General features: G+C 50.2%; 22 protein-coding genes. 15 read left to right on the top strand and 7 right to left on the bottom strand.

Features of this window, described 5'->3' with window-relative positions:
- Nucleotides 1-57: 57 nt before the first annotated feature.
- The 3 genes from AC04MQ_RS01855 to AC04MQ_RS01845 all read right to left on the bottom strand — a co-directional run bounded on the left by AC04MQ_RS01855 (nucleotide 58) and on the right by AC04MQ_RS01845 (nucleotide 3,183).
- Entirely contained in the window at nucleotides 58-582 is a 525-nt protein-coding gene (locus AC04MQ_RS01855; RefSeq protein WP_015089468.1) for a hypothetical protein, read from the bottom strand.
- A 76-nt stretch (nucleotides 583-658) separates the two neighbouring features.
- Nucleotides 659-2,158 (bottom strand): acyl-CoA synthetase, encoded by a 1,500-nt coding sequence (locus AC04MQ_RS01850; RefSeq protein ID WP_015089469.1) that lies wholly within the window; start codon nucleotides 2,156-2,158, stop codon nucleotides 659-661.
- Nucleotides 2,159-2,172: 14 nt separating this feature from the next.
- A complete protein-coding gene (locus tag AC04MQ_RS01845) occupies nucleotides 2,173-3,183 on the bottom strand; it encodes a ketoacyl-ACP synthase III (RefSeq protein ID WP_015089470.1) in 1,011 nt (336 codons plus the stop codon).
- Nucleotides 3,184-3,327: 144 nt separating this feature from the next.
- On the opposite strand from AC04MQ_RS01845, the gene fabG reads away from it, so the two are divergent.
- The 10 genes from fabG (at nucleotide 3,328) to AC04MQ_RS01795 (ending at nucleotide 11,923) form a co-directional block, all read left to right on the top strand.
- Nucleotides 3,328-4,077 carry a 3-oxoacyl-ACP reductase FabG gene (fabG, locus tag AC04MQ_RS01840; protein WP_015089471.1) on the top strand — a complete coding sequence of 250 codons (750 nt, stop codon included), beginning with the start codon at nucleotides 3,328-3,330 and terminating at the stop codon, nucleotides 4,075-4,077.
- 34 nt (nucleotides 4,078-4,111) lie between these two features.
- On the top strand, nucleotides 4,112-5,113 hold the full coding sequence (locus tag AC04MQ_RS01835; RefSeq protein ID WP_235046220.1) for an alpha/beta fold hydrolase: 1,002 nt from the start codon (nucleotides 4,112-4,114) through the stop codon (nucleotides 5,111-5,113).
- Nucleotides 5,110-5,886, top strand: a complete 777-nt coding sequence (locus AC04MQ_RS01830) for an alpha/beta fold hydrolase (RefSeq protein ID WP_015089473.1) — start codon at nucleotides 5,110-5,112, stop codon at nucleotides 5,884-5,886. Before AC04MQ_RS01835 ends, AC04MQ_RS01830 begins: the two co-directional genes overlap by 4 nt.
- A gap of 148 nt (nucleotides 5,887-6,034) precedes the next feature.
- Nucleotides 6,035-6,571, top strand: a complete 537-nt coding sequence (locus tag AC04MQ_RS01825; RefSeq protein ID WP_041576818.1) for a c-type cytochrome — start codon at nucleotides 6,035-6,037, stop codon at nucleotides 6,569-6,571.
- Between the two features lie 36 nt (nucleotides 6,572-6,607).
- On the top strand, nucleotides 6,608-7,465 hold the full coding sequence (locus tag AC04MQ_RS01820) for an SCO family protein (RefSeq protein WP_235046221.1): 858 nt from the start codon (nucleotides 6,608-6,610) through the stop codon (nucleotides 7,463-7,465).
- A gap of 6 nt (nucleotides 7,466-7,471) precedes the next feature.
- Complete coding sequence (coxB, locus tag AC04MQ_RS01815) at nucleotides 7,472-8,428, top strand: cytochrome c oxidase subunit II (RefSeq protein ID WP_015089476.1); 957 nt, start codon at nucleotides 7,472-7,474, stop codon at nucleotides 8,426-8,428.
- A gap of 10 nt (nucleotides 8,429-8,438) precedes the next feature.
- On the top strand, nucleotides 8,439-10,046 hold the full coding sequence (gene ctaD / locus AC04MQ_RS01810) for a cytochrome c oxidase subunit I (RefSeq protein ID WP_015089477.1): 1,608 nt from the start codon (nucleotides 8,439-8,441) through the stop codon (nucleotides 10,044-10,046).
- A complete protein-coding gene (locus AC04MQ_RS01805) occupies nucleotides 10,033-10,698 on the top strand; it encodes a cytochrome c oxidase subunit 3 family protein (protein ID WP_015089478.1) in 666 nt (221 codons plus the stop codon). The genes ctaD and AC04MQ_RS01805 overlap by 14 nt, the downstream gene beginning before the upstream one ends.
- Before the next feature lie 3 nt (nucleotides 10,699-10,701).
- Nucleotides 10,702-11,037 carry a cytochrome C oxidase subunit IV family protein gene (locus tag AC04MQ_RS01800; RefSeq protein ID WP_015089479.1) on the top strand — a complete coding sequence of 112 codons (336 nt, stop codon included), beginning with the start codon at nucleotides 10,702-10,704 and terminating at the stop codon, nucleotides 11,035-11,037.
- 7 nt (nucleotides 11,038-11,044) lie between these two features.
- On the top strand, nucleotides 11,045-11,923 hold the full coding sequence (locus AC04MQ_RS01795; RefSeq protein WP_015089480.1) for a protoheme IX farnesyltransferase: 879 nt from the start codon (nucleotides 11,045-11,047) through the stop codon (nucleotides 11,921-11,923).
- 211 nt (nucleotides 11,924-12,134) lie between these two features.
- On the opposite strand, the gene maiA is transcribed toward AC04MQ_RS01795, so the two are convergent.
- The gene (gene maiA / locus AC04MQ_RS01790) at nucleotides 12,135-12,791 is read right to left on the bottom strand and encodes a maleylacetoacetate isomerase (RefSeq protein ID WP_015089481.1); all 657 of its coding nucleotides are present in this window, start codon (nucleotides 12,789-12,791) and stop codon (nucleotides 12,135-12,137) included.
- Nucleotides 12,792-12,909: 118 nt separating this feature from the next.
- Between maiA and AC04MQ_RS01785 the strand changes: the two genes are divergently transcribed.
- The 3 genes from AC04MQ_RS01785 to AC04MQ_RS01775 are packed head-to-tail and all read left to right on the top strand — an operon-like array spanning nucleotide 12,910 to nucleotide 15,197.
- A complete protein-coding gene (locus tag AC04MQ_RS01785) occupies nucleotides 12,910-13,581 on the top strand; it encodes an LTA synthase family protein (RefSeq protein ID WP_235046330.1) in 672 nt (223 codons plus the stop codon).
- Between the two features lie 54 nt (nucleotides 13,582-13,635).
- Entirely contained in the window at nucleotides 13,636-14,193 is a 558-nt protein-coding gene (locus AC04MQ_RS01780) for a porin family protein (protein ID WP_235046222.1), read from the top strand.
- Between the two features lie 23 nt (nucleotides 14,194-14,216).
- Nucleotides 14,217-15,197, top strand: a complete 981-nt coding sequence (locus AC04MQ_RS01775) for a fumarylacetoacetate hydrolase family protein (RefSeq protein ID WP_041576822.1) — start codon at nucleotides 14,217-14,219, stop codon at nucleotides 15,195-15,197.
- A gap of 28 nt (nucleotides 15,198-15,225) precedes the next feature.
- Here the strand turns inward: AC04MQ_RS01775 and AC04MQ_RS01770 are convergent, their stop codons facing one another.
- Nucleotides 15,226-15,795 carry a superoxide dismutase family protein gene (locus tag AC04MQ_RS01770; RefSeq protein WP_015089485.1) on the bottom strand — a complete coding sequence of 190 codons (570 nt, stop codon included), beginning with the start codon at nucleotides 15,793-15,795 and terminating at the stop codon, nucleotides 15,226-15,228.
- A 57-nt stretch (nucleotides 15,796-15,852) separates the two neighbouring features.
- Nucleotides 15,853-15,975: a hypothetical protein gene (locus tag AC04MQ_RS01765; RefSeq protein WP_015089486.1), complete on the bottom strand. Its 123-nt coding sequence runs from the start codon at nucleotides 15,973-15,975 to the stop codon at nucleotides 15,853-15,855.
- Nucleotides 15,976-16,217: 242 nt separating this feature from the next.
- Here AC04MQ_RS01765 and AC04MQ_RS01760 point away from each other — a divergent pair, with 242 nt between their 5' ends.
- Nucleotides 16,218-21,686: an alpha-2-macroglobulin family protein gene (locus AC04MQ_RS01760; protein ID WP_475390786.1), complete on the top strand. Its 5,469-nt coding sequence runs from the start codon at nucleotides 16,218-16,220 to the stop codon at nucleotides 21,684-21,686.
- Entirely contained in the window at nucleotides 21,683-23,701 is a 2,019-nt protein-coding gene (gene pbpC, locus AC04MQ_RS01755) for a penicillin-binding protein 1C (RefSeq protein WP_148278661.1), read from the top strand. Before AC04MQ_RS01760 ends, pbpC begins: the two co-directional genes overlap by 4 nt.
- On the opposite strand, the gene AC04MQ_RS01750 is transcribed toward pbpC, so the two are convergent.
- Nucleotides 23,702-24,109: an OsmC family protein gene (locus AC04MQ_RS01750; RefSeq protein WP_015089489.1), complete on the bottom strand. Its 408-nt coding sequence runs from the start codon at nucleotides 24,107-24,109 to the stop codon at nucleotides 23,702-23,704.
- Nucleotides 24,110-24,125: the final 16 nt, after the last annotated feature.

The raw sequence follows: 24,125 nt of genomic DNA, 5'->3' as shown, positions 1-24,125 counted from the left end.
AGTTTACACGAGTTTTATACGCGCAACCTGACAAGAAATGAATACTCGACCTAGGACCTATCTATAGAAGGACGCGATGTCGTCGTCGTTGCGAATATACGTTTTGAAATCTGGGGACACATAGCTGGACTCATGGATTTTGCCCATTGGACAATTTTCCAAGCCCGCCAAGGTTTCGCCATTCCAGCCACAAGCCCCGACATACCAAGCCATCTGGCTGTAATCGACTTTGTAAGCAACAACGACAGACCCTTTAAAGATCGCCACAACTTCTTCCAAAACAGTTTTACCGTCAGCGTGATAGTCACCTTGCAACACAGTGTCCATCCAGATGAAGGCTTGCTTGTCAGAGATGCGCTCAAGTCTTTCGAACTGGAACTTTGTCAGGAAGGAATCACGCACACCGTTGGTGTAGATGATTCTTTCGCGGTAAGGCTTTGCGCATTCTGCAGATTTGCAGACGGTTTTGTAGTCTTCGATCAAGTCATAGAATTTGTTCGCGCCCACGAATTGCTTGTCAGCAAAGGCATTGAAGGAAATCAGATTTACGGCCAACAAAAGGCCCGTCATCAGCTTTTTCATAAAAAGTCTCCGTTTAGGTGGACCTTGTATAACTCCGGCCCGGGAGTTTGTATAATTTAAAATGCGGAACTGCTGGCTAGATACTTTGATTCACCGTTTCCGCAAGGACGCGTTTCAGGATCTTGCCACTGTCGCCTTTGGGAAGGCTTGGCAAAAACACGAAATGCTTGGGAATTTTGAATTTAGCAAGGTTCTGAACGCAGTGCTGGTGCAGGGTTTCCGGCGTCAGGTCATTGCTGCTGCGAACCACAAAGGCCTTTCCAACCTCGCCCCATTTGTCGTCCGGAACGCCAATGACGGCGGCTTCCAGAACCCCTGGGTGGGTGCGCAGTATCTGCTCAACCTCTGGAGGATAAACATTTTCGCCGCCGGAAATGAACATGTCTTTTTTGCGGCCAACGACGTAGTAATATCCTTCTTCATCGCGACGGACCAGATCACCGGTGTATAGCCAGCCTTCCTTGATGGTGTCTTGCGTGGCCTTTTCGTTGTGCCAGTAGCCCTGCATGATCATCGGACCGCGCAATAACAATTCGCCCACCTGATTCGCTCCCAGTTCGCGGCCTTCGGGGTCGACAACTTTGGCTTCAGTATAGAAATTAGGAAAACCGATAGAGCCGATTTTGCGAAGGGCGTCTTCTTCATTCAAAGAAAACACATTCGGGCCAAACTCGGTCAGGCCGTAACCCTGGCGCACCGGAACGCCTTTTTGATCCCAGGTCTTGATCAGCTCCAAAGGCATGGGTTCGCCGCCGACAATGGCATAGCGGATGTTTTCTAAGTTGGTGTCGGTGAAGCGCGGGGATCTTGCCATCATTTCCATGGTGGTCGGAACGCCAAACAGCAATGTCGCTTTTTCTTTTTCACTTAAAGACAAAATCTGTTCAGCGTCGAATTTTTTCAAGAACACGACTTTGGCACCACGATGAATGAACGGCGTCGTCAAAACATTCCAGCCACCGGTGTGGAAGAACGGCAAAAAGATCACCGTGCAGTCGGTTTGCGAGATATTTAATCGCAAGGTTGTGTTGATCGAGTTCCAGAAGATCATTTTGTAAGTCAGGATGGCGCCTTTCGGGGAACCAGTTGTGCCTGACGTGTAAAGGATCATCGCCGGGTCATTTTCCTTGGGCACAAAAGGAACTTCCCCCTGTGCTGGCGGGCTTAGCAGGTCCGCAGCGAAGCTGTCTGGTCCCTGCATTAGATAGTGTCTGGTGCCGGGAAGGTTTTCGACGATGTCGCGATACGTTTCCTGGAACAGAACCAGCTTTGGGGAAGAGTCGGTGATGATGTGGTTGACCTCTCGCTGGGTCAGTCGGAAGTTGACTGGAACCATGATGGCACCCAGGCGTTGCAAGGCAAAGAACAGGAACACATATTCCAGCTCGTTGGTGGCCAGAACCGCCACGCGATCGCCTTTGCAGATGCCAAATTTTTCGTGCAGCACGTGTGCTCCGGCATTGGCCAGATCAAAAAATTCAGCATAGGACAATTCACGGCCCGTATCGCCATCTTTAATGGCGATATTTTTCGGTGAATAAAGCTTCCAGCGTTTCAGCCAATCCAGTTCCATCATTACCTTCTCGTGGATTAAGTGTCGTATCCCCATTCCAGAGCCAGTGCAGCCATGCTCATACCACCGCCAGAGCCCAACATAAAGACCAAGTCGCCTTTTTTCATTTTTTTCTGGTTGGCTGCATCCGCCACCGCCATGCCGATGCTGGCAGAGCCGGTATAACCAAAGCGGTCCATCACGTAGTGAGCGCGATCCCGCGGCAGCTCCAATTTATCCAGCGTTTCGTAAATGCTTTGCACGTTGAACTGGGTGATGAAGAAGTGCTTGATATCAGAAGGCTTCTTCTGGATGCGATCCAACAAAATATTAGTCAGACGCGGCCAGTGAATGCCGTTGGTTTCAGGGGGAATGCGTTTAGGGAAGGTCAGCAGGTGACCTTTGTTTTCTACAACCTGGTGGGTGACCGGCTGGGCGGTGCCTCCGGCATAGATGCCCATATAGTCATGATACTGACCATCGGTGTACATCTGACTGTCGATGAATCCTGAATTGTCTTTGGATGGCTGCAGAATCACCGCACCCGCGCCATCGGCGAACAGGGAGGCAATTTTGTAATCATCAAAGTTCAGATACTTGGACATCGCATAGGCGCCCACCACCAGAACATTTTTGTATTTGCTGTCAGCGAAAATATATTTGGAAGCGATATCACAACCCACAACAAAACCCGCGCACGCGGTGTTGATGTCATAAGTTCCTGCATTCACTGCACCCAGGCGGTAAGCCACCACCGAGGCGGTGGACGGGGAAAGATAATCGGGTGTGTCGGTAGAGACAATAATAAGATCCAGATCTTTCGCCGTGATGCCGGCGGTTTTCATTGCCTGTTCGGCAGCGGGCAGAATCAAATCAGACGTGCGCTGATCTTCAGTCATCCAGCGGCGTTCCTTGATGTTGCGGTTTTCCGCTAGGAAGGTTCCGATGTCTTTTTTGTAAAGATCATTGAAATATTGATTGGTGATCACACGCTCAGGCGCGTACATCCCGGTCCCTGCAATTGTCGCTTTTCTTGTCGTTGTCATCATTTAATCCTTTGCGATTTCGCTTATCTACAATTCAATTTCGCAACTTTGGCAAGAAAAGAAATTTAGAGCATTAACTCTATACTCCGAGCGAAAAAGTGCTTTTTCCTTTGACGGACCGGGGGCCTGTCGGGGTACTTCAAGTGCATGACAAATATTAATTTCGATTTCAAAAACAAAAATGCCATCGTAACCGGCGGAGCGTCCGGAATCGGTTTTCAAATCACTAAAAGCTTTTTGGAAGCCGGTGGAAATGTTTCCATCTGGGATTATTCTGAAGCAGCTTTGCAAACTGCCAAATCTGAATTTGCAAAATACGGATCTCAGATTCACATCGCGCAAGTTGATGTGGGCAATCGTGATTCCGTAGCGAAAGCCGCGGCGTCTTTGCCATGGGCTGTGGATATTCTTGTGAACAACGCAGGTATCACCCGCGACAAATCTTTTGCAAAGATGTCACCTGAAGACTGGGATGCGGTCATCAATACCAATCTGACAGGTTTGTTCAACGTCACAAAATCTGTTTTGGAAAAATTCAATCCGAACTCCAGCAGCAAACGCATCATCAATATCGCGTCTGTTGTGGCGCTTTACGGAAACTTCGGTCAGACCAATTACGTGGCGGCAAAAGCCGGTGTGATCGGTATGTCCAAAACATGGGCGAAGGAACTGGGTCGCAAAGGTTTCACTTCCAATGCGATTGCTCCGGGGTTTATCGCCACGGCAATGACCAAAGCGATGCCGGCTGAAGTGCTTGACGGCATGAAGGCGAAAGTTCCAGTGGCGCGTTTGGGTGAAGTGGAAGACATCGCCAATGCATGTCTGTTCCTGTCCAGCGAGCAGGCGGGTTATATCAACGGCGCGGTGATCAGCGTTGATGGTGGTTTGGTTCTTTAATGATCTGACAACTTTTTTATAAGGAGTGACTTCGATGAGATTTCTGTTCTTGGCTTTGAGTGTCTTGGTATCAGGTTTCTTTGTGTCCTTGGAATCTTTGGCAAAGGCTGAAGCATTCAAAGGCTTCGTTCAGGTTGCTCCGCAAAAAGAGTTGTTTGTGGATTATGTTCCCGCCAAAGAAAAACAGCCCACGGTTGTTTTGATCAATGGCCTGACTTACAGCACCCGTCAGTGGGATTCTTTTGTGAATGCTCTGCTGGCAAAAGGTCTCGGCGTTTTACGCTATGATCCGATCGGCCAAGGGCAGACGTTGCTGAAATATGCGCCGGTGGTGGCGCCGATTCCGGTGCAGGATCAGGTCGCTGATCTTAAGGCGCTTTTGGAGAAAATGAATTTAAAAGGTCCTTACAATTTAGCAGGACTGTCTTATGGCGGTGGTGTGGCTGCGGGCTTCACCGCCGCTTATCCATCTCTGGTAAAAAATCTGATCATGATGGCGCCGTTCACGCGTCCGCTGGATGGTCAGGATCAGTGGATCCGTGCGCAGATCTGGGCGACTCGCCAGATCTTCCCGTTTAATAAAATGTCGGATGATGATTTGTATGATTACTATCTGCATCAGATCATCTATGCGACTTATCCGCAGGCAGAACCCATTGTGCTTGAAAATCCATTCAAACTGGAAGCCACCTTCCGTCTGGTTCAGGGTATTCGCAAATACCGCCCTGTCGATCTGACAGATTCCATTCCGGCAAAGTCACTGCATTTGTTGATTGCGCGCCAGGATCAATACATCAACACCAGTGTGCTGGACGAATACTGGGATGCAGTTCCGGAAAAAGCCCGCGCCAGTCGTTTGTATATCAATGGTTCCGAACACAAGATGGTGGAAGCGGTTCCGAATTTCACGGCAGCCTGGGTTTATCAGATCGTTACGGGTAACAAAAAACTTTCTGAAGGCCGCGACTTTGAAGGTTATCCGTTCCGCGGTGAAGTTCGCAGCGGGCAGGAAGAAATTCAGGTGGGTCGCGAATGATTCACCATGAAATCGTCGACGGACTGGTTCCGGAAAGTGTTTTCTTCATCCATGGAAATCTGGCTTCCAATCGCTGGTGGTATCCGGCGCAGGAGTTCTGGGAAAAACACGCGGCAGGAAAAAGCTATTCCGGTTCTTTGATTTACGCTGAATTCCGCGGGTGCGGTAAAAGTGCCGCTCCCAAAGACAGCAGTGAAGTTGACATGCACCTGTTTGCCGAGGATTTCATCGCGTTGCTTAAGAACTTGAATAAGGGTCCGTATCACCTGGTGGGTCATTCCACCGGGGGGCTGATTGCGGCGCTGATGTTGTCAAAAGCACCCACTCTGTTTAAAAAAGCGGTTCTGCTGGATCCTGTCGGGGCACAAGGCGTCACGTTTGATGCTTCGATGATCACCGCGTTTGAGCAGATGAAGCAGGACCGCGCGCTGACGGCGGCAGTGATTGGATCCACGATTCATAATAATAATCCTCAATCCCAATATTTTCAGGAAGTGGTGGTGGCGGACGCCTATAAGGCTGTGCAAACCATCGGTCACTGGGTGCTTAAAGCCCTTGATGGGCTTGATGTTCGCGAGGATTTGAAGTCCGTGGAACATGAAGTTCTGGTGCTGCACGGGGAGCACGACAAGCTGCTTTCTGAGGGTGATTCTCAAGCTCTGGCGGCTCTATTTTCGCGTGGTAAATTTGCGCAAATTCCTGACTTAGGACATTGTCCAAATATCGAGAATCCTGAAACCTTTGTGAACATCACTCGGAGTTACCTGTTTTAGTGATGGCGTGGCGCATTGCGCCGCGCAATTTCAACTCGACCGGGTCGGCTTAATAGGTTGCCCATCAGCCTGTTTTCGGTTAGTTATCGTTTAATATATTACAATACTGTGACAAAACTACTTTGCGTCCCCCAGGGAGTGCCAACCTATGTCTGAGCCTAGAGATGAGTATAACCGTAGTGGTCTGCTGGCGTTTGCCTTTTCAATGGTATTCGTCTGTGCATTCTTCGTTTACATCGTTGCGATCAATAAAGGTGTTGATCTTGGCGAAAACGTTGTAGATCCAAATGCCCCTGCAGTAGAGGGTGCTATTCCTGTCTTCGATATCACCAAAGTTCAGGATCCTTGGGTTTCCACTCCAGAAATGGTTACTTACGGTAAGAAGTTCTACTCCACAAACTGCGCTATGTGCCACGGTAACGAAGGCAAAGGCGACGGTGCTGCGGGTGCATCTTTGAATCCAAAACCACGCAACTTGGTTGAAGGTAAATGGACTCAAGGTGAAGGCGTTATCGCTCACTTCAAAGTTTTGCAAAATGGTATCAAAGGTTCTTCCATGGCGGCTTACTCTCATTTCAAGCCGGCTGATCGTTGGGCTGTGATCCATTTCATCGATTCTATCACTGAAAATAAATCCAAAGACGATCCTGCTAAAGTTGCTGAGTTTGCAAAAACCGCACAATAATTAAGGGTTTAATTAATGCTTGCCAATGAGCTGGTATTGAAAACAAGAACAATGGGAACGGTGCTTACAACGGCCGTTCTTGTTTTGTTTTCAGCAGGTGCTCAAGCCTACGACGGCAAGCCGGCTCCGAAGGTTGCCAGCGAGCAGCCCAAAGAGCTTGAAGGCGTGGGTATCGACGAAAAGTTGGGTTCTAAAATCGACCTGACTTTGAAAGTGAAAGACGACAATGGCCAGGAAGTGGCGCTGGGGTCTTTCTTCGACGGTAAACATCCGGTGATCATTTCGCCGGTGTATTTTTCCTGTCCGGGTCTTTGCAACTTCCATTTGAACGGTCTGACAGACGCGCTCAAGTTGATGGAAAAAGATTGGACGATTGGTAAGAAGTTTAAGCTGCTGTCTGTGAGTTTTGACTCAAAAGAGACTCCCGACTTGGCGGCAAACAAAAAACAGACTTACATGAAGCTGTATGACCGTGCCGGAGCTGAAAAAGAATGGCACTTCATCACGGCGGACGAGTCCACAGTGCAGGCTTTGACGCAGGCTCTGGGATTCAAGTTCAGATGGGACGAGACGGCTCAGGAATGGGCACACGCTTCAGCGGCGATTGTGATCACGCCGGACGGAACGATCTCGCGCTATCTGCCGGGGATTATGTTTAATCCTCAGGACATCAAGATTGCTTTGAACGAAGCGACCGATGGCAAAATCGGAACCTTCGTCGACAGCTTGGTGCTTTATTGTTTTAAGTATGACCCACATCAAAGCAAGTACACGCTTGTTGCCTTCAACGTAATGAAGATGGGCGGAGCGGTGATGGTTTTGGTGATGGTAATTTGGTTATTGCCTGTATGGATTCGCTCTCGCAGAGAGCAGAACAATACGGCGGGGAGATAAAGGTACATGATGTGGTTTAATATTGCGAAGGCCCAATCCTTCATGCCCACGCAGGGAACCGAGATTGCGAAGCAGGTCGACAATCTTTATGGATTCTTGCTTGTAACAAGTTTGATCGCCTGCGTCCTTGTGATCGGTGGGATGATCTATTTCGTTTGGAAATACAGACGTAAGTCTCCAAACGACAAAACAGCCTATATCTCTCACAACACAGCGTTGGAGTTCCTGTGGTCATTCATTCCACTGGTTATCTTCCTGGCTGTGTTCGGTTGGGGCTGGTACATCTATCACCAAATGCGTGCGATGCCTGAAAATGCGTTGGAAATCAACGTGATCGGCAAGCAATGGGCTTGGGAAGTTGAATACAAAAACGGTTACAAAACCGTGAATGAAGTGGTTGTGCCTATCAATCAGGACGTCAAAATTCTTTTGACGGCTGCAGATGTGCTACACTCCTTCTATGTTCCGTCTTTCCGTATTAAACAGGATGCGATCCCGGGCCGTTACACGGCTTTGTGGTTCAAAGCTGACAAGCTGGGTGAATTCCACCTGTTCTGTACTGAGTATTGCGGTACTTCTCACTCCGGCATGATCGGTAAGTTGAGAGTTGTTTCCCGCGAAGACTTCGACAAATACCTTGAGCAAGGTCAGGAAGAAAGATTCCTGCCACTGGCTGAAAAAGGTAAAAAATTGTTTGCGGTTAAAGCCTGCGCGTCCTGCCACGCGGTGGATCACCCGGGAGCAATGGTCGGTCCTTCTTTGTTCCAGAAATTCGGTCACGAAGAAGTTATGGATGACGGCACCAAGATCATGTTCGACGAAAACTACATTCGCGAATCCATCCTTGAGCCAAATAAACACATCGTTAAAGGCTTCCCTAAGGGCGTAATGCCCACCTTCCAGGGTCAGCTGAACGAAAACGAACTGAGTGCTCTTGTCGAGTACGTCAAGAATCTGAAGTAAGGAGTTGAGCATGGCGAACACTAAAGCTCACGGCGACAACTATATCAATTTTGAAAAAGGCATCTGGTCCTGGCTGACTACTGTCGATCATAAACGTATCGGTTTGATGTACTTCATCACTGTTATGTTCTTCTTCCTTATCGGTGGAATCATGGCTTTGTTGCTTCGTTTGGAGCTTTTTGCTCCGAATGCGGCTCCGAACGTGGGTCAGATCCTGGCAAACGGTGACGTTTACAATCAGGTGATGACGTATCACGGGGCGATCATGGTCTTCATGGTTATCGTTCCTGGTATCCCGGCGATCCTGGGTAACTTCTTCCTGCCTTTGCAAATCGGCGCGAAAGACGTGGCCTTCCCAAGAATCAACCTGCTGAGCTGGTACTGCTTCATGGCGGGTGCGATCCTGGCGATTGCAACTTTCTTCACTACTAAGATCGACACGGGTTGGACGTTCTACACTCCATATTCTATCAGAACGGGTACAGCGACGGCGATGATGGTTCTGGCAGCCTTCATCATGGGTATGTCCTCCATCCTGACAGGTCTGAACTTCATCGTGACCGTGCACAAGCTAAGAGCTCCGGGCATGACCATGCACCGTATGCCTTTGTTCATCTGGTCTTTGTATGCCACAGCGATCCTTCAGATGTTGGCGACTCCGGTTCTGGGTATCACATTGCTTCTTTTGGCAGTGGAAAGATTCCTGGGTATCGGTATCTTCGATCCTAAACTGGGTGGTGACCCGGTATTGTTCCAGCACTTCTTCTGGTTCTACTCTCACCCTGCGGTTTACATCATGATCATCCCGGCAATGGGTATCATCTCTGAGCTGATCACGACCTTCTCCAAAAAAGTCATCTTCGGTTACACGGCGATTGCATACTCTTCTTTGGGTATCGCGGCGGTGTCCTTCTTCGTTTGGGGTCACCACATGTTCGTATCCGGTCAGTCTGAAACTACCGGTATCGTGTTCTCTTTCCTGACAATGCTGGTTGGGGTTCCGACAGCGATCAAGATGTTCAACTGGGTTGCGACGTTCTACAAAGGTTCTGTGGAATTCCGTTCTCCGATGTTGTACGCCCTGGGCTTCATGTTCCTGTTCGCCATCGGTGGTGTGACAGGGGTTATGTTGGCTACACTTCCAATCGACGTTCACTTCCATGACACTTACTTCGTGGTAGCTCACTTCCACTACGTGATGGTGGGTGGTACTTTGATGGCGTTGATGGGTGGTTACTACTACTGGTTCCCGAAAATGTTCGGCAAGATGTACAACGAAACCACAGCTCGTATTTCCTTCGTGTTCATCTTCATCGGTTTCAACGTGACCTTCTTCCCTCAGTTCATCCTGGGCGCGATGGGTATGCCACGTCGTTACTTCGATTACATCCCGGCTTACGAGAATCTGAACAAGATCTCCACAGTGGGTTCCTGGTTGATCCTTATCGGCTTCCTGGTTGGTCTGTACACGATCGTTCAGGGTCTGATGAAGGGTGAAAAAGCTCCGATGAATCCTTGGGGCTCCAAAACTTTGGAATGGCAGACGTCCTCTCCACCTCCACACGACAACTTCAGTGTTGAACCAGTAGTAACAGCGGGGCCTTATGAGTACAGATAATACAGTTCACGGCGCTCACACAGCACACGTAGCTCACCACTTTAAAACGGCTGAGCAACAGTATTCCTCTGGTAAAGAGGGTATCTGGTTGTTCATGCTGACAGAGATCCTGATGTTCGGTGCGATCTTTGTTGGGTATGCTATCTATCACAACATGTATCCAGCGATGTTCGCTGAAGGCGCATCTTCCCTAGATTGGAAGATGGGTTTCGTGAACACCCTGGTTCTGATCTTCTCGTCCTTCACAATGGCGATCTCGATTTCCTTCATCCAGAAGAACGAGCAGAAAAAAGCGGTCCTTGCCCTGGCAACGACAGTTCTTTGCGGCGCGATCTTCATGGTGATCAAGTACTTCGAATACCAGCATAAATTCCACCTGGGTCTGTTCCCGGGTAAATTCCTGGATGTCGCGAAAGTGGGCGCAGAGCACGCAAACCTTGGTTTGTACTTCGGCTTCTACTACGTAATGACAGGTCTGCACGGTATCCACGTATTGTTGGGTATGGGTCTGATCACTTGGTGTTTGATCCGCACTATCCGCGGTGATTTCCACAGTCAGTACTGGATCGTTGTTGAAGGTGTTGGTTTGTTCTGGCACATCGTCGACTTGATCTGGATCTTCCTATTCCCTCTTCTTTATTTGGTGGGGTAACAAATGGCTCAACATAACGACAACAACCCGAATGTTCTTCATCCGCACATCACTCCACTGGCAACTTACTTCAAAGTTGCCATGGCGTTGTTCGGTCTGACTTTCCTGACAATCATCGCCCACCACTTCAGAGCAAATCTGGGTGCTTTGGCGGCGCCGGTGGCGTTCCTGATTGCTTTGGTGAAAGCGACTCTTGTGTGTCTTTGGTTCATGCACTTGAAAGATGACACCAAAATCAACCGTTTCGTATTTGCTTCCGGCTTCTTCTTCCTGGCGCTGCTTTTCGTGATTTGTGCTATGGATATCGCGACACGCGTACTAGAAGTCAGCCCACTATAAGATCATCGTGTTACGTTTATACGCAGATCTTACCAAGTTTGGCATAGTCGTTTTCTCAGTCCTTGCGGGACTGGCCGGCTATGCCACTGGTTTCCAGATTGAAAATCCCTTTGATTGGAAAATCTTCCTTGAAGCTCTGCTGGGGATTTACTTCCTCAGTTCCGGTTCGCTGGCCCTGAATCAGGTGCAGGACTGGAAGCTTGATCAAAAAATGCCCCGTACAGCCAAGCGTCCGATCCCTTCCGGTAAAATCAAACCGGCAGCGGCGGGCATTCTTTCTGTTGGTCTGTTGCTGGTGGGTTTGAACATTCTGTTCAAGCTGGAGCCAGTGGCCGGCTGGGTGGGTTTGTTCTGCGTCTTCCTTTACAACGGTCCTTACACTTTGTGGTGGAAACGCCGTTGGGTGTTTGCAGCCGTTCCGGGTGCGATCCCGGGCGCTTTGCCAGTGACCATCGGTTACGCGGTGGCAAATCCGGATATTTTCAACTCTGAATCTTTGTATCTGTTCCTGATCATGTTCCTGTGGCAGATGCCGCACTTCTGGGTGCTGGCGATCCGTTACAAGGATGACTATGCGGCCGGAGGTATTCCAACCTTGCCGGTGGCTTTGGGGATGGAAAAAACCATGTTCCAGGTCGGTCTTTACACCTTCGTGTATGTGGGTGTGGCTTTGGCGGCGCCGATGTTCGTTCACGCCAGCTGGATGTTCGTACTTCTGACATTCCCGTTTGTGTTCAAGGTTCTGCAAGAATTCTATCGATACTATAAGTCCAATGGGACCGAACGTTGGTTGGCCTTCTTTATGTGGCTCAACGTTTCGATGCTGGTGTTCATCATCATTCCAGTCATCGACAAATGGAACTTCCTCTTTATTCATCATAATTAAGACGGGCTGTTGAAAACGGCCCAATCGACTGCGTTGTTCGGGGGACCTCCTTCGCTCCGACGTGCTTGGAGCACGCCTCCGCTTCGAAGGGACCCCTCCGCCTTGCGCTTGAACCGTTTTGAACAGCCTGGTTTTGCGGGGAGGAGGGAGGGCTGGCCTTCGGCGTCGCCCTTTTTTTGGGGCTTTGCCCCTTGCCCCCAAATGGGGGGATTTATTTTTTGAATTCGTCTGGGGTGTCGATTTGTTTGAAGGGGTGAGCCTTTTGGAAGGCTTCCAGCTTCAGGCAGTTGTTGTTGATCTTTACCAAGGTTGGGAATTTGGTGATGTCGGCTTTGTAGCGTTGAGATGTTAAAAGCTGCGGGATTAGGAAGACATCGGCCATGGTGATTTCATCACCGAAGCTGTAAGTTCCCGAGAATTCTTTCAGGGTTGTTTCAAGAACTTCAAGTCCCTGATAGATCCAGTGCTGGGCCCATTCGTCTTTCTGGTCCTGATCGTAGCCGTGTTTGCCGGTCAGATACTTCAGGGTTTTCAAATTGGCCATCGGGTGCATGAAGGAATTAATCACCTCGCACACTTGGCGGATGCGGGCACGCTTGTAAGCATCTTTCGGCATCAGTGGGGTTTGTGGGAAGACCTCATCCAGGTATTCGATGATGGCAAACGATTCCGGGATGATCTTGCCGTCGTGAACCAGGGTGGGAACGCCGCCCAGAGGATTGATGGCTTTGTATTCGGGGGTCAGTTGTTCGCTCTTCAGCAGATTGATGGGCTTGTATTCAAAGGCCAGACCCTTGTGGTGCAAAGCCAGGCGAACACGGTACGAAGTGGAACTTCGAAAATAGTTGTAAAGTACTATCGAGGACATATACTGACTCCTATTGAGCCTCACATTTCATTCTGCTTTTGATTTTCAGTCAAAGGACTTTTCGATGCCCAATCGCTTTATCTTTTCTCTGCGTTTTTCTTCTAAAGTGTTTTTGAAAATGGCAGTTTTGGCGTTTGCCATGATCGTTTTCATGACCTTGTTCCGACTGAATCTCTATTTCTTGTCAGTGTTTCATGCGACTCCGGATGCGGCGTTTGTTGAAATTGCCCAGTCCTTCCTGGCCGGCTTTCGTTTTGATCTTTTGATTTTTGGTTTTCTTTTTATCCCGCTTTATTTCCTGGTGATGATTCAGGCGGTTTTGCAGAAATGGCCGCGCGCCGGGTTTTTGTTCTATAAGGCATATTTCACGGTTGTCTGGTTCCTGATCTGTGCGCTGACGTTTGTGGACTTCTTCCATTTCGCAAAGTACGGAAAGCGCATGCGCTTTGCAGATTACAATTCCTGGAACATGCAAAGCTGGCTGGAACAGTTCCAGTCCTTGCCGCAGAACCAGTCCTGGATCTTCTGTATCATCACAGTTCTTTTGTTCAGCCTTGGATACATGCTGGTGAAAAGCCTTAAGTTCGGGGAGTGGAAAGACGAGTATTCCCCGCAGGCCGGGTCGAAGTTTGAAACCTTGTGGCGTGTGCTGCTTCCATTGGTGCTGATTGTTTTGGCCGCTCGTGGAACCGTTGAAGCACACCACCTGGCTTTGGAGCACAGCGAGGTGTCGCTGGATAAGGTTATAAACGAGATGGCACTAAATGCTGTGTGGTGTTTTGATAAGTAATTCAAATTATGGGACTATTTGAGGGCTTCAATGAAAGCCTTTAGGAGGATTAAAATGAAAAAGTTGGCTCTAACAGTGATGGCGGCTTTGGGTATGATGTCATCCGTTGCGATGGCAGATATTGATTATGGTTTGGAAGTGGGTATTCGTCAGCAGTCCGGTGAAGTGGATTCTGATCTGGCTTCTGTAAAATCCCAAATGGGTTTCCAGTTCGGGGCAACAGCTCATTTCCCGATTTCCGGTGCATGGCACATGCGCACAGGTCTGCTTTACACTCAAAGACCGGTGGTTGTAGAAACCGATGCAACAGGTGATGAAAACAAGATCAGCATGAACTATCTGGATGTTCCGGTGGCTCTTATGTACAAATTTGAAGAATACGCGGGCGTGTTTGCCGGTGTTTCTTTGGGTCTGAACCTGGACAGCGATGCTGAAGTCGGCAAAGTGAACGATGTTAAATCTCCACTGACTCCGATCATCTTCGGCGCAAGCTTCAAATTTGCCCCGCAATTGGGCGCGACTTTGTATTATGAAACTGCCAGCGGTGATGCAGCTGACGGTCTGAAAAACTACCGCGCAGTGGGCGCGAACTTGCAGATCACTTTTGACTAAGATTTTTTGAAATAGGATACGACGTGAAATTAGGTTCTCTTAAATCGTCTCAGGGTATGGATGGTGAATTGTGTGTGATCAGCCGCGATCTGAAGACTGCGGTGAAAGCCACAGCGATTGCATCTTCCCTGCGTGAGGCGATGGAAAAATGGTCCGAGAAAGAAGCTTCCCTGAAGAAACTTTCTGACGATCTGAATGCGGGCAAAGCGACCGGTGCTTTTGCCGTTAAAGAAGGTGATTTCCACTCCGCGCTTCCGCGCACGTGGTTATTTGCTGATGGTTCTGCTTTTATCTATCACATCAAGCTTGTGCGCATGGCGCGCAAAGCTCCGCTGCCAGAGACTTTGAGCACCGTTCCCCTGATGTATCAGGGCGAATGCGGCCAGTTTCTGGCGCCAACAGAAGACATCCCTCAGCGTGATTTCGCGCACGGGACGGATTTTGAGGGTGAAGTGGGTGTGGTGACTGATTTCGTGCCGATGGGTGTGACGCCTGATGAAGCTCTAAAGTACATCCGTTTGTATGTTCTGATCAACGACGTGTCTTTGCGCGGCCTGATCCCTGAAGAACTGGCCTCTGGTTTTGGCTTTTTCCAAAGCAAGCCGGCATCGGCTTTGGCGCCATTTGCAGTGACTGCAGATGAGCTGGGTGAAGCACTGAAAGACGGGCGCATTCATCTGCCGCTGAACGTGAAATACAATGGTGAATTCTTTGGTAAAGCCAATGCGGGCGCCATGCACTTCCACTTTGGTCAGTTGATTGCCCACGCGGCAAAAACCCGCAACCTGGCGGCTGGTTCTGTGATCGGCAGTGGAACTGTTTCCAATGAAGATCATGCCAATGGTTCAAGCTGTCTGGCGGAAAAACGCATGATTGAACAAATCGAGACAGGTGCGATCAAAACGCCATTTATGAAGTCCGGCGACACCGTTGAGATGGAAATGTTCAACGCTCAAGGTGAAAGCATCTTCGGACGAATCTTCCAGAAGGTGAAGGCCGTTTAAGCCTTCACCCGTTCTTTCGGGCCCTTGATTAAAGGGCCTGAATCACTCCACAAGCAATACGCGCACCAGAGTTTCCTGCCGGTTGGGATTTCAAATCATCCTTGTCCGCGTGAATAACCACGGCTTTACCGATGATGCTTTCCACACCTGGCTTCATGGTCATGCCTTTGATCACCAGAGTTGTGATGGCTTTGGACTTGTTGTCGGCAATCAGATTTCCCATGTCACCCACATGGCGTCCATGACCGTCGTGACCTGCGTGAGATCCCTTGGTCGGATTGAAGTGGCCACCGGCTGAAGAAAAGTCTGCAGCAGAGCAATCGCCTTTTTCATGGATATGGAATCCGTGAGGACCTGGTTTGATTCCTTCAACCATGGTTTCGATTTTCATTTCGCCATCACCTTCGGTGAAGTGAATGATGCCTTTCAGTTTGGAACCTTTGGTGGTTTTCAGAACGGCCTGGGCTTTTTGCGGAGCGGCTGTCGCCGTCGGGGTTGGAGTGGAATCAGCAGGGGCTGGAGCTTCCGCCTTCTTGGATTTATGCATACAAGAAGTCATCGCAACGGCCAACAAACTGACAAGCAACATTTTCTTCATAGGGATCCCCTTTCAGTATTGTGCTGAATATTGTCACTGATCCCCTTATTGATGTCATCAGCCATTCGCCAGATAAGCAATAATACCGACCACGATGAATGTGGTCAGATAGAAATAAATTACCACACGTCCTAAACGAATTTTCGGAGCCAAAATAGCTCTGGTTTCAAGAGTCGTCATAGTGACCTCCCTTTACTAACCACCATTTTCTCATGGTTTTGTGTGAGCTCACCAATAGATAAAAACTAATCACCTCATAGAGAAAATCTTACGTCTCTGCCTTGTGATTTTGAGATGAGAACGAATACGGAACTAAGTCCAGTTTTGAGAATGAAAGCCCTTTGAGAACGTCGGCATAGGGCATCAACCAGTGACCTGAATGAAAGCCACAGACAAGCTTAAGAGGCCAGAAGGAGTCATCTATGATCAGTTTGTTTTTCTCTCTTCTAACCACGGTGTCTTTTGCTCAGCAAAAAGTGCAGGTGCAAACCTTCACGCCACAGGGGTTTGTAAAATCTGTCGAGCAAGTGCGGGTTGAATTCAATCAACCGATGGTCAGATTTGGCGAGATCAAACTGGATTCACCAGTGCAGAGCTCTTGCTTTGACGTCAAAAAAGGACAAGGCCGCTGGATCGACACCAAGAACTGGGTGTTTGATTTCACCGAGCCAATGGCCGGCGGGCAATCTTGTGAAGTGAAAGTCCAAGGTCAGACTTTTAGTTTCAACACCGGCGGACCGCATATTAAGAACATCTTCCCGCAAACATACCGCAATGTGGATCCCGAGCAGAGCTTTGTGGTCTTTGTTGATTCTGCAGTAAAAACCGAATCCCTGGCTGCGGGTGTTTACTTTGTGATTGAAGGACTGGGGGATCGTGTTCCGGTACAAGTCATCACCGGTGGTGAAGCCACGAAGACTTATCAGGCGGCAGAAAGCGAATACAAGTACGAAAAAGAATTGTTCAAAGGGGACTATGTCGTTCTGAAGGCACAGCGCCCATTCCCCGCAGGGGCACGGGTCAGTCTGGTGTGGTCGAAAGCAGTGCAGTCACCTTCGGGGTATGCTTCGAAAGAAGATGAAGTTTATGAATTCAATGTGCGTGAGTCATTTAAACTGTCTTTCAACTGTGATCGTGAAGCTGCGAACCGCCCTTGTGTTCCCTTGATGGGGATGCGCCTGAATTCTTCGTCCGCATTTTCGGCGAAGCTGGCGCAAGAAATTTATATCCAGTCCGCCGACGGGAAGAAAATCAAAGCCACGAATCTGGATGCAGCCTCAGGGAGCAAAGACACTGTCAGTTATTTGGAATTCAAGGGGCCTTTTGCCGCCAATAGCCAGTACACCGTTGTGATTCCGGCAAAAATGAAGGACGAGGATGACCGTCTTTTGTCCAATCAATCTCAGTTCCCGTTGAAAGTAAAAACAGGGGACGACCCGTCGCTGCTTAAGTTTGCCTCCACCTTCGGGGTGATCGAATCCGGTCCTGGAGCCGCGATGGCTGTGACTTTGCGTCGCGTGGAAAAGTCTGTGGACACTCAGTTTGCAGGCTGGACGGGGCAATTGAAGGCCAATGACTTTAAGTCCGTCATCAAAGCGCTGGGCGAGGTGATGCGCAATTCTTACGGCGAAGAAGCCATGAAAAGCTGGCAGGGAAAAACCACGCAGAAGATCAAAGTCGATAAGCCAGCCAAAGCCACGGACCTTGAGGTCGTGGGAATTCCTTTGAAGGCTGCGGGTTTCTATGTGGTGGAAATGAAAAGCCCGCTCTTGGGGCAAAACCTTCTGGATCAGAAGAAACCTTTTTATGTGCGCTCGGCAGGGCTTGTGACGAATATGTCCGTGCATGTTAAGCACACTCGCAACGAAGCCTGGGTGTGGGTGACAGAGCTTAAAACCACTAAAGTGGTCGCGGGCGCTAAGGTGTCCATCTTTGATAACGCCGGAAATGTTATTTCCAGCGCGACCACGGATGCGCGGGGCTGGGCTTCATTTAAGTTCGCAAAACCTGTTGATGATTGGGCGACTGATCCGCAAAGCAGTTTCTATGGTGGCTTCTTTGCCATGGCGGAAAAAGGCGAGGACTTCAGTTTCACGCACACCAGTTGGGATAAGGGGATTGAATCCTGGCGCTTCCAGATTCGTTCAGGTGACACGGATTCCCCATGGCTGGGCCACGCGGTTTTGGACCGCACTTTGCTAAAGCCGGAAGAAAGGCTTTCAGCAAAGATCGTTCTGCGTAAGACCAGCCTTGCTGGCTTCTCTTTACCGGCAGGGAATGAATGGCCGACCCGTCTGACGGTGGCCCATGATTCGGGCCTTCAGACTTTCAAATTGCCCCTGACCTGGAACAAACAAACCGGGGTGGCTCTTTTAACCTGGCCGGTGCCGGCGGGTGCGAAGCTGGGTCGTTGGACCCTGACCTTGGAAAAAGACACACCAGCCATGAGCATTGCAATCGGCGACGTGGCAGTTGAAAACTTCCGTGTGCCTTTAATGCAGGTAAGACTGGATGGAACAAAACCTGTTTATGTGCAGGAAAAGAACATTCCCGTGCAGGTGTCAGGGACTTATTTTGCCGGTGGCCCTACCGGGGAATTGCCAGTGAAGATGCGCTGGAACGTTGAGCCCGGATATTTCTCGCCACAAAACGAAGACTTCCAGGAATATGCTTTCGCCAACGGTGCTGTCAGTGAAGGTCTGTTCCGCCAAGGGGAAGAAGAGATTCAGCGTCACGTCCCACAAAGTGGCACGCGTGATTTCAAGCTGAACAAACAAGGCGTGGCCCAGGAATCCATCTCGGGAATTAAGTATGCAGCAGCTCCGCAGAATCTGCGCACTGAAATTGAATACAAAGACCCGAATGGCGAAATTCAATCCCTGAGCCGCACATTCCCCCTGTGGTCTTCATCTTTGGTTCTGGGGATGAAATCCCGCGGCTGGTCCGCAACCCCGGATAAGGTCGAATTTGACGTGGTCGCCCTGGATCTGCAGCAGCGCCCGCTGAAAAATCAGAATGTTCAGGTCGATCTGTATACCAGTCGTTATTACACTCATCGTAAGCGTTTGGTGGGTGGCTTCTATGCCTATGAAGATTTCCGTGAATACAAAAAGGTGGGCGAGCTTTGTCGCGGGGTTACGGATGCAAGCGGACAGTTCCTGTGCAAGGGAAAAACCAAGGTCTCCGGGTCCGTGATTGCCGTGGTGTCGGGAAAAGATACCCAAGGCCGCGCAAGCTACAGCAATGTCACTCAATGGATTATTCGTCCCGGTGAAAATCAGTGGTTTGGATCTGAAGACAATGACCGTGCCGATCTGATTCCATTTAAGAAAACCTATGAACCGGGCGAAACAGCCGAGTTCCAGCTGCGCACGCCATTCCCGCAAGCCAAAGTTCTGGTGACCGTCGAGCGTGATGGCATTTTGCATTCAGAAGTTATCGACGTCAGCGGTGACAGTCCGGTGATTCGTGTTCCGATCAAAAAGGAGTACGCTCCGAATGTGGTGGTGTCGGCCTTTGCGATCCGGGGACGACTGGCTGATCCAAAACCAACCGCTTTGGTGGACTTGGCCAAGCCCGCTTACAAACTGGGTCTTGCGCAGATCAAAGTGGGCTGGAAAGAAAACACTTTGAAAGTCGCGGTGGCTACGGACAAAAAGACTTACAGTGCACGTCAGAAATCCCAAGTCACAATCAGCGTGAAGGACAGTCAGGGGCGCCCGGCATCCAAAGCAGAAGTGGCTTTGGTGGCGGTGGATGAAGGACTGCTGGCTTTGCGTGACAATGATTCCTGGGATCTGCTGTCGTCGATGATGCGTTTGCGCCCGCACACGGTGCAGACCGCGACCTCGCAAACCCAAGTGGTGGGTCGTCGTCACTTTGGTTTAAAAGCCGTTCCTGTCGGCGGTGACGGTGCCGGGGGGCTTCGCCGCGAGCTGTTTGATACTTTGCTGTACTGGAACCCGAGCGTGCAACTGAACGCCAAAGGGGAGGCGAAAGTGGATATTAAACTGAATGATTCCACCACCAGCTTCCGCATTGTGGCGGTGGCCCTGCAGGGACACGGTCAGTTCGGCACGGGCTGGACATCCATTCAGTCGTCTCAGGACGTCATGATCATGCCGGGGCTGTCTTCGGTGGTTCGTGACAGCGATGAATTTCAGGCAGGCTTCACGGTCAGAAACGCCTCGGACAAAGTTCAGGATCTGAATTTGAATCTGGCCGTCACGCCAAATGCGGGGACGCATCCGGCGCAGGCGCTGCGTTTGGCGGCGGGTGAAGCCAAAGAGATCTTCTGGAAAATAAAAGTTCCGGCCGGGGCTTCCCAACTGGAGTACATCTTAAGTGCACGCACGGCTGACGGTCGCGCAGTGGATGAGATCAAAAAGACCCAGCAGATTCTTCCGGTGCGAGTGGCAAGAATTTATCAAAGCGAATTTGGCAACTGGCCTGATTTCAAGAAGCTTTCTTTGCAACAGCCTGGCGGGGCGGATCCTGCCAAAAGCTCGATCGTTGTTGAGTTGAACAGTTCATTGGGTGGTTCCACGGAGGGCATTCGCGAATTCTGGAAGAACTATGTGTATTCATGTCTTGAACAGCAGGTTTCAAGAACCGTGTCCTTGAATGACAAGAAGGCCTGGCAGAAGCTTGAAGAAAAGCTTGATACCTATTTGGATGGCAACGGGCTGCTGCGCTACTTCCCCGGTAATGCCGTTTCCGGAAGTGTCAATCTGACGGCTTATGTATTGAATATCGCGCATGAAGCAGGCTTCACTTTCAGCGATGAACATGAAAACCGCATGCTGGATGCGATGAATGCTTATGCAGAAGGCCGCTTGCGGGAAAGCCATGAAGCCGACCGCGCCGACAGTGTTCTTAAAAAGATCACAGTTATGGAAACTCTGTCCCGCTATCGCCGTTTGAATGTCGCCACCATCCCGGCGGTGGAGTATTCACCGAATCAGTGGCCGATGTACACATTGATTGAATGGTATCAGATTCACCTGTGGGAAAAAGATGTCCCGGGGCGCGAACAAACTTTGAAGGACATTGAATCCATTTTGCGCAACAGGTTTTATTTCTCGGCCAAACGTTTGCAGTTTAAAGACGAGCGTTTGGAATCCATGCCATGGCTGATGCGTGATTCAGAAAGCTCGGTCTTGCGTTTGATTCTGACCATGATGAAGCTTCCACAGTGGCAGTCTGACATTCCTCGCCTTTATCAGGGGGCTTGGTCTCTTCAACAGGAAGGGGCTTGGGCCCTGACCTCGGACAACGCCTGGGGCGCGATCGTGATGAGACGCCTGCAAGAACACTATGGCAAAGAAAAAGTCGAAGGCACCTTCGTGGCCGAGCTTGCCGGCGCGTCCGAAAAGTACGCTTGGTCCAAGGGAAGTTCTGGTTCCTTGAGTCTTCCTTGGCGCCAGGACAAAGCCGAGCTGAAAATGGATCAGCAGGGTGCGGGTCGTCCGTGGATCACGGTTTCAGTCAAAGCCGCTGTCCCGGTGAGCAAAGCGGTCTTCGCCGGGTTTAACGTCGAAAAAATCATCACAGCAGTTGAACAGAAAGAAAAAGGCCGCTGGAGTGTGGGTGATATCGCCAAGGTGCAGTTGAAGGTCAAAGCCAAGGCACCTCAGACATGGGTGGTGGTGGAAGATCCTATTCCAACCGGCGCCAGTGTGATTCAGGCTTCTTATGCCACTTCGGTTGAAAGAAAGGCTGAACTGATTCGTTTCTACCATTCCTGGTTCCCGCAAGAAGAACAGGTGATGGAATACACCCTGCGCATCAACCAGTCAGGAACCTATGTGCTGCCAGCTCCACGAGTGGAAGCCATGTACAGCCCCGATCTGTTTGCTGAATTGCCAGAATCCGTATGGAGCGTGCAATGAGAAAGAAACTGATCTGGGCACTTGCAGGGACCGGGTTGCTGGGTGGCGTGGCCGGTGTAGCCCTGTTTGCCAGCACGGTGCCGTCACTGCCAGTCTATGAGTCGGTGAAAAAGTCCTATGTCAGTTCTGATCTTTTTCTGGTGGACCGTCATGGCAAACCTTTGCATCAGTGGCGCCAGGATCTGAAAGAGCGCACATTGCTGTGGGCGGATCATAAGGATATTGCTCCGGCCATGACCACGGCATTATTAAAATCCGAGGATAAAAACTTCTTCCGTCACTGGGGTGTGGATCCGGTGGCGATGGCGGCTTCGGTGTACCAGCGCAGTGTGAAGGATTCTCCGCGCGGGGCCAGCACCATCACCATGCAGCTTGTGAAGCTGCTTCATCCCGATAAAAGAACCTGGCGGGGGCTGTCCGGAAAAATGCGCCAGTCTTTGGCGGCCCTCAAGCTTGAAAGCCAATGGAGCAAAGAACAAATTCTGGAAAGCTATCTGAATCTGGTCAGCTTCCGCGGTGAACTGCGCGGGGTGAACGCGGCGTCGTGGATGATGTTTGGAAAAAGTGCGGCGGATCTTTCCCGTGTGGATGCGACACTCTTGTCTGTCCTGATTCGTTCACCAAACTCTGAAACAGCCCAGTGGGAAAAGCGCGCCTGCTGGCAGGAACCGGATCTTTGTGCGACTTTCAAAGACAGCATCAGCCGCATCCAGCCGCAGAAAATGATTTCACAGAATCAGCAGGCTTTGCACCTGGCGCAGCGGTTTTCCAAAGATGGCCGACGTGGGCAGATTCAGACAACCCTGGATCGTGATCTGCAAAGCTATATCCAGGAACAGATCACCTCCCAGATTCGCAGACTGCAGGCGCAGAATGTAAATGATGCCGCGGTGATTGTGATTGAAAACCGCACCGGTGAAGTCTTTGCCTATGTCGGGGGATCCGGGGATCTGTCCAGTGCCCCTTATGTCGACGGGGTGCAATCCTTAAGGCAGGCGGGCTCAACTCTAAAACCATTTTTGTATGCCACGGCATTTGAAAAGAAACTTTTGAAAGCCGAATCCTGGCTTGAGGATTCCGCTGTGGATATCGTCTTTGACCGCGGGGTTTACAAACCCCAGAACCACGACCGCCAGTTCTATGGCTGGGTGATGGTGAAGACGGCTTTGGGATCTTCGCTGAATGTCCCCGCGGTGAAAGCATTTAAGCTTTTGAATGACGAATCTTTCTGGGGAAAATTAAAGGCACTTAATTTCAGAGATCTTGAAGAACCCGAACACTATGGCCCCGCCTTGGCGCTGGGGGTGGCGGACGTGACCTTGGAAGATCTGGCGCAAGGTTATCGAACCTTGGCACAGGATGGATTCTTGTCGTCGTTAAAATTTGAACCTTATCAGGAAATTGCCGAAGCCACGGAAGTGTTTGAAGCTTCCAGTGCGCGCGAAGTGAAAGAAATTCTGGCAGACAATCAGAACCGCGCTTTGGGGTTTGGTCTGGATTCGGCATTGGCCTTGCCCGGAGCGGCAGTGAAAACCGGAACCAGCAAAGACATGCGCGACAACTGGTGTGTGGGCATGAATGACCGTTTCACCGTCGGTGTGTGGGTTGGAAACTTCAGCGGGGAACCCATGTGGAATGTGATGGGCGTCAGTGGCGCCGCCCCGATCTGGAAACGCACCATGATCTGGTTGCAGGATCACTATCCTTCAGAAGCCAGAATGGCTGAAGCCGTTCCCGTCAAAGAGTCCATGCCTGAAGCTTATCCGGGGGCGCGCATTTTGTATCCTCAAGACGGTATGGTGCTGGCGCTGGACCCGGCGATCCCCGCGGGAAATCAGAAGATGCCGCTGCTGGTGGAAAATTCTTTAAAGAAAGATCTTTACTGGAAAATCAACGAGGATAAAAAAATAAAGGCGACCGATTCTTATCTGTGGTCGCCTTCACTGGGCCGTCACCACTTTGTGCTTTATGAAGGAGACAGCAAAGTGGCCGAGGTTTCTGTTCTGGTGAAATAACTAGATGTCATAATGGAACAAAACCGGAACCTGCATGTCCGGGTGAACGCTTTGTTTCACCGGGCAGGTCATGGCGATTTGTTCCAGTTTTTTTCTGTAGTCGTGCGGGATGCTTTGAGGCATGTGCAAGACGACGTTCAGCTTCACGATACGGCGCGGGTTCACACCCATTTCTTTTTCCACTTCAAAGCGGGCGCCTTTAAGTTCCACACCGTCTTTGTCAGCGGCAATCGCCATCACCGTCATCATGCAGCTGCCCATGGCGGCACCCACAAGATCGGTCGGAGAAAATGATTCACCTTTGCCATTGTTGTCTTTAGGGGCGTCAGTTTCCAGCGCGGCACCGGATGGGCCGTGTTTGATTTCACTGTGTTTGTGACCTTGATAGACTCCGGACATTTTAACCATGGGGCAACTCCTGTGA

This window comes from Bdellovibrio sp. MYbb2, from assembly GCF_056175685.1.
Note: the sequence above shows the minus strand (reverse complement) of the source record. Positions and strands in the feature narration are given on the sequence as shown.

Bases quoted from the DNA above. Each gene is read 5' to 3' on its own strand.
- AC04MQ_RS01855 (WP_015089468.1), bottom strand. From the start codon at position 582: ATGAAAAAGCTGATGACGGGCCTTTTGTTGGCCGTAAATCTGATTTCC.
- AC04MQ_RS01850 (WP_015089469.1), bottom strand. From the start codon at position 2,158: ATGATGGAACTGGATTGGCTGAAACGCTGGAAGCTTTATTCACCGAAA.
- AC04MQ_RS01845 (WP_015089470.1), bottom strand. From the start codon at position 3,183: ATGATGACAACGACAAGAAAAGCGACAATTGCAGGGACCGGGATGTAC.
- fabG (WP_015089471.1), top strand. From the start codon at position 3,328: ATGACAAATATTAATTTCGATTTCAAAAACAAAAATGCCATCGTAACC.
- AC04MQ_RS01835 (WP_235046220.1), top strand. From the start codon at position 4,112: ATGAGATTTCTGTTCTTGGCTTTGAGTGTCTTGGTATCAGGTTTCTTT.
- AC04MQ_RS01830 (WP_015089473.1), top strand. From the start codon at position 5,110: ATGATTCACCATGAAATCGTCGACGGACTGGTTCCGGAAAGTGTTTTC.
- AC04MQ_RS01825 (WP_041576818.1), top strand. From the start codon at position 6,035: ATGTCTGAGCCTAGAGATGAGTATAACCGTAGTGGTCTGCTGGCGTTT.
- coxB (WP_015089476.1), top strand. From the start codon at position 7,472: ATGATGTGGTTTAATATTGCGAAGGCCCAATCCTTCATGCCCACGCAG.
- ctaD (WP_015089477.1), top strand. From the start codon at position 8,439: ATGGCGAACACTAAAGCTCACGGCGACAACTATATCAATTTTGAAAAA.
- AC04MQ_RS01805 (WP_015089478.1), top strand. From the start codon at position 10,033: ATGAGTACAGATAATACAGTTCACGGCGCTCACACAGCACACGTAGCT.
- AC04MQ_RS01800 (WP_015089479.1), top strand. From the start codon at position 10,702: ATGGCTCAACATAACGACAACAACCCGAATGTTCTTCATCCGCACATC.
- maiA (WP_015089481.1), bottom strand. From the start codon at position 12,791: ATGTCCTCGATAGTACTTTACAACTATTTTCGAAGTTCCACTTCGTAC.
- AC04MQ_RS01785 (WP_235046330.1), top strand. From the start codon at position 12,910: ATGGCAGTTTTGGCGTTTGCCATGATCGTTTTCATGACCTTGTTCCGA.
- AC04MQ_RS01780 (WP_235046222.1), top strand. From the start codon at position 13,636: ATGAAAAAGTTGGCTCTAACAGTGATGGCGGCTTTGGGTATGATGTCA.
- AC04MQ_RS01770 (WP_015089485.1), bottom strand. From the start codon at position 15,795: ATGAAGAAAATGTTGCTTGTCAGTTTGTTGGCCGTTGCGATGACTTCT.
- AC04MQ_RS01765 (WP_015089486.1), bottom strand. From the start codon at position 15,975: ATGACGACTCTTGAAACCAGAGCTATTTTGGCTCCGAAAATTCGTTTA.
- AC04MQ_RS01760 (WP_475390786.1), top strand. From the start codon at position 16,218: ATGATCAGTTTGTTTTTCTCTCTTCTAACCACGGTGTCTTTTGCTCAG.
- pbpC (WP_148278661.1), top strand. From the start codon at position 21,683: ATGAGAAAGAAACTGATCTGGGCACTTGCAGGGACCGGGTTGCTGGGT.
- AC04MQ_RS01750 (WP_015089489.1), bottom strand. From the start codon at position 24,109: ATGGTTAAAATGTCCGGAGTCTATCAAGGTCACAAACACAGTGAAATC.